Origin of the sequence: Phenylobacterium sp., assembly GCF_044372605.1 — a bacterium.
Taxonomy (GTDB): domain Bacteria; phylum Pseudomonadota; class Alphaproteobacteria; order Caulobacterales; family Caulobacteraceae; genus Phenylobacterium.
Map to the genome: position 1 here is coordinate 1 of NZ_JBILRO010000276.1, position 4,145 is coordinate 4,145.

Below are 4,145 nucleotides of genomic sequence, written 5' to 3' on the forward strand. Positions count from 1 at the left end.
CGCGAAGACGGACGCGCCGTGATCGAATACATGTGCGCACCGCACATGTGCCACTCCGGCGGGGTGGCACAGGGGGGCTTCGTCAGCGGCTGGATCGACGCAGCGATGGCCGGCGCGGCCATGTCCCAGTCTCCCGGCATGACGCCCATGTCGCTGGAAATGAAGGTCAGCTTCTTCGCCCCGGCGCGGCCTGGCCTGGTGATCGCCGAAGGCTGGATCGAACGCGCCGGCCGATCGACCTGCTTCGCCGAAGGCCGCCTCCTCAACGCCGCCGGCGACGTGATCGCCAAGGCGAGCTCAACCATCCGCCTGATCCCCACCGACGCGGTGCAGGCTACGACAAAGCGGGCGATGGCTTAGGCGTCTAGAGCCTGTCCGGTTCAGATGGAATCATCTGAACCGGATAAACAGGCTCGTTATCATACGTTTAGAGCACGACGGGCGCTTGAACCGGTATCCACTTCAAGCTGTCGTGCTCTAGCGGACCTCCAGTCCCGGCATCTCCCCGGTCGCGCGCCAACCCTCCAGCACCTGGAAAAACTTCAGCGGTCCGGCGCCGTACATGTCGGAGAAGAAGCCCGCGCGGTTATCCTTGGCGCCTTCGCTGTTGTAGTACCCCGGGGTGCACTCCTCGTAGAACCGCCGGCCCATGCGGGCGAGGCTGCGGACCTCCTGAACATAGGCCGCCTCGGCCTCCTCCGTAGGCTCCAGAACGGCCGCACCGCGATCCCGCACCTGGCTTACGATGTAGGCCACATGGTTGGCCTGCTCGTTCAGGGCCTGCGGCACGCTGATGGTAATCGCGGTCTGGGTGAAGCCCAGGAAGAAGCAGTTGGGGAAGCCGTGGGTGGTCAGGCCGTGGAGGGTCCGCAGACCCTCGCCCCAGTGTTCCGACAGGGTCTTGCCGCCGCGCCCGACGATGTCGTAGCCCGCGCGCCGGGTGTAGGACGTGCCGACTTCAAAGCCCGTGGCGAAGATCAGGCAGTCCAGTTCGTATTCTTGCCCGTCCACGACCACGCCGCGCTCGGTCATCCGTTCCACGCCCTGGCCGTGGGTGTCCACCAGGGTCACGTTCGGGCGGTTGTAGGTGGGCAGATACTCGTCGTGGAAACAGGGCCGCTTGCAGAACTGCCGATACCAGGGCTTCAGCGCCGCCGCTGTCACCGGGTCTTTGACGATTTCGTCCACGCGGGCGCGCACCTGGTTCATCTTGTTGTAGTCGGCCAGAGCCATCAGCTCGCCGCGCTCTTCCCGCGTCAGCCGTCGGCCCAGGCGGCGTGACGCCTCCTTGGCCGCATTACCCGTGAGGCGCCGGTAGATGTCGGTCCAGCCATCGTGGACCAGGTCCTCGTCAGTGTCGCCGCCACTCACAAGGATGTTGAAGTTCTCCATCCGCTTCGCCTGCCAGCCGGGCTCCAGGGAAGCGGCCCAGACCGGATCGGTCGGTCCGTTGTTGCGTACGTCGACCGACGAAGGCGTCCGCTGGAAGACGAAGAGCTCCCTGGCCCCTTCGCCGAGATGCGGGATGCACTGCACCGCCGTGGCCCCGGTGCCGATGATGCCCACGCGCTTGTCCTTCAGCCCCGTCAGGCCGCCGGCGTTGTCGCCGCCGGTGTAGGCGTAATCCCAACGGCTGGTGTGGAAGGTATGGCCCCTGAAATCGTTGATCCCCGGAATGCCCGGCAGCTTCGGGCGGCTGAGCGGGCCGTTTGCCATGGCCACATAGCGGGTGGCGAACCGGTCGCCGCGGTTGGTGCTGATCATCCAGTGCTGGGTGGCCTCATCCCACTCCATGCCCGTGATGGAGGTCTGCAGCAGCGCATTGTCATAGAGACGGTAGTGCCGGGCGATATTGCGGCTGTGTTCAAGGATCTCGGGGGCGAAGGAATACTTGTGCTTCGGCATGTAGCCGAGCTCTTCCAGCAGCGGCAGGTAGCAATAGCTCTCCACGTCGCACATGGCGCCGGGATAGCGGTTCCAGTACCAGGTGCCGCCTACGTCGCCGGCGGCCTCCACCAGCCGGATATCCTCGAAGCCGGCCTCCCGCAGCCGGGCGCCCATCATCAGCCCGCCGAACCCGCCGCCAATGATGGTGAATTCCACCTTGTCGGTCACCGGCTCGCGGGTGAAGCCCGGCTCGACATAGGGGTCCTCCACATAGCGCGAGAACTCGGCCTTCGCCTCGGTGTACTGGGCGTTGCCGTCTTCGCGCATGCGCTTGTCGCGCTCGGAAAGGTATCGAGCATGGAGGGCGTCGGTATCGACGGCACCGCCGGCGAGTTCGACAAGCTCCGGTGGCAGGCTCATGGTGCGCTTCCTTCTTTTCGGACAGGTTAGGCTGCGGGAACATGACAGCACAATTTATTCTGGCTGAATCGCCTCGCCGGGATTGTCGCGGTCACGATTCTTCGCTCATGTGCGCCCTTCTCCAAGTGAAGGAATTCAAGCATGTTCTCGCACATCATGGTCGGCGGTAACGACCTCGAGCGGTCCAAGAAATTCTACGACGCCGTGCTCGGCGCTTTGGGTGCCGGTCCGGCGATGGTCGACGGCCATCGCATCTTCTACATCACCCCCACCGGCATCTTCTCGGTGTCCCAACCGATCGACGGCGCGCCGGCCACCCACGGCAACGGCGCCACTATCGGCTTCGCCTGCGCCACCTCCGAACAGGCTGACGCCTGGCACGCCGCAGGTGTCGCCAACGGCGGAACCACCTGTGAGGATCCCCCCGGCGTCCGTGAAGGCGGCATGGGCAAGATGTACCTGGCCTACCTGCGCGATCCCGATGGCAACAAGCTGTGCGCGCTGCACCGCATGGGGTGATCTGAGGCGCGTTCGCGCATCAGGGAATTCAGGACGGCGGCCGCCCCAGGGCAGCCGCCGTTTTGCTGTCAGCCTGCTGGTGGCGGGGCCCCGACCTCCACATGCCACCATCGCGGTCTTGCGCCGCGAAAGGAATGTGATGTGGGCATCAGGTCTTTAGTCCCGGGCTTGTCGAATACGCCCAGCACCAGGGCGACCACCGGGGCGTCATCCATTGCACCCAGGGTGCTTCCACAGGTCGGACAGAACGCCCGGCTCGAATAGTCAGAGGAGCGATAGAGCGACGGCGCGCCGCCCGGTCCCGTCCACCGGACGGCCTCGCGCGGGAACTCGACCCACGCTGTGGTCAGCGCTCCGCTGTGCCGTTGGCACATCCGGCAGGAACAGGTGTGCGGCTTCGCCGCCGGGCCAGTCGCTTCAAAACGCAGATCGCCGCAAAGACATCCGCCGGCATATGTCCTGACCTTCGTCATCGCATTCTCACTCCGTGTGGCATCCAGCCCCAGGTTCTCATCCCAGCCCTTGGAGCACGACAGCTTGAAGTGGATACCGGTTCAAGCGCCCGTCGTGCTCTAAACATATGAGAACGAGCCTGTTTGTCCGGTTCAGATGATTTCATCTGAACCGGATAGGCTCTAGCGAGTCTAATGATCTTGCCGCGCCGCATGGGCGGATCCCTTAGGCGGCGAGATTGTTCGCTGGGAGGAATGCGGCGCCAGTGACGGCTTCGTGAGCGTATGTCTCGTGGATCGGTAGCGGCTCGCTGTATTGGGAACACCCTCCTGCCGGGCCGAACAGCGCCTGGCCAGATACGGAGGATGATCCCCGGTGTGGCCAAACCGCCACCATCAATCGCCACCAGCCAAAGTCTGAACGCCGTTCCTTGACCCCTCTCCAAACCCCGCCTAGCTTCACGAACTTCGAGGCTTGAGCAGGGAGGTTCGTCAGAATGCCAGCTGTCACAAAGACGTTTCCCCGCACGCGCCTCGGGCTGCCGCCGCACCATTAGTTTGACCCGACTGCTTCGCTGAACGGCCGTCTTCGGCCGGTCTTTGAAGGCACGCCGCGCGCCCAAGGCCCTCCGGGCCCCTTTCACCAACGCTCCGCCAAATCTCCTTACCTTTCCGACACGGAACTGTGCGGGCTCCCGTTTGAGGGCGTCCCCGTCCGTCGCCGCCATCCCGGGACTTGACCCATGACTGACCACTACGAAGACGAGGACGAGAACCGCCAGCGGGTGCTCTCCAACAAGCAGGTGCTGGGGTTCATCTCCCGCTACTGGCTGCGTACGCCCTGGCTGCTGACCGGCACGGTGGTGC

General features: G+C 64.6%; 4 protein-coding genes. 2 read left to right on the forward strand and 2 right to left on the reverse strand.

Annotated elements, in window-relative coordinates; all coding sequences use genetic code 11:
- A partial coding sequence (locus ACIQ42_RS16590) for a PaaI family thioesterase (protein ID WP_397423350.1) occupies positions 1-360 on the forward strand: 360 nt, incomplete at its 5' end.
- Between the two features lie 117 nt (positions 361-477).
- On the opposite strand, the gene ACIQ42_RS16595 is transcribed toward ACIQ42_RS16590, so the two are convergent.
- Complete coding sequence (locus ACIQ42_RS16595; RefSeq protein ID WP_397423351.1) at positions 478-2,307, reverse strand: flavin-containing monooxygenase; 1,830 nt, start codon at positions 2,305-2,307, stop codon at positions 478-480.
- A 141-nt stretch (positions 2,308-2,448) separates the two neighbouring features.
- On the opposite strand from ACIQ42_RS16595, the gene ACIQ42_RS16600 reads away from it, so the two are divergent.
- A complete protein-coding gene (locus ACIQ42_RS16600; RefSeq protein WP_397423352.1) occupies positions 2,449-2,826 on the forward strand; it encodes a VOC family protein in 378 nt (125 codons plus the stop codon).
- A gap of 68 nt (positions 2,827-2,894) precedes the next feature.
- Here ACIQ42_RS16600 and ACIQ42_RS16605 read toward each other — a convergent pair whose 3' ends face one another.
- Positions 2,895-3,299 (reverse strand): GFA family protein, encoded by a 405-nt coding sequence (locus ACIQ42_RS16605; RefSeq protein ID WP_397423353.1) that lies wholly within the window; start codon positions 3,297-3,299, stop codon positions 2,895-2,897.
- Positions 3,300-4,145: the final 846 nt, after the last annotated feature.

What these genes read in the sequence shown, in the direction of transcription:
- ACIQ42_RS16595 (WP_397423351.1), bottom strand. Translation starts at nt 2,307, where the DNA reads ATGAGCCTGCCACCGGAGCTTGTCGAACTCGCCGGCGGTGCCGTCGAT.
- ACIQ42_RS16600 (WP_397423352.1), top strand. Translation starts at nt 2,449, where the DNA reads ATGTTCTCGCACATCATGGTCGGCGGTAACGACCTCGAGCGGTCCAAG.
- ACIQ42_RS16605 (WP_397423353.1), bottom strand. Translation starts at nt 3,299, where the DNA reads ATGACGAAGGTCAGGACATATGCCGGCGGATGTCTTTGCGGCGATCTG.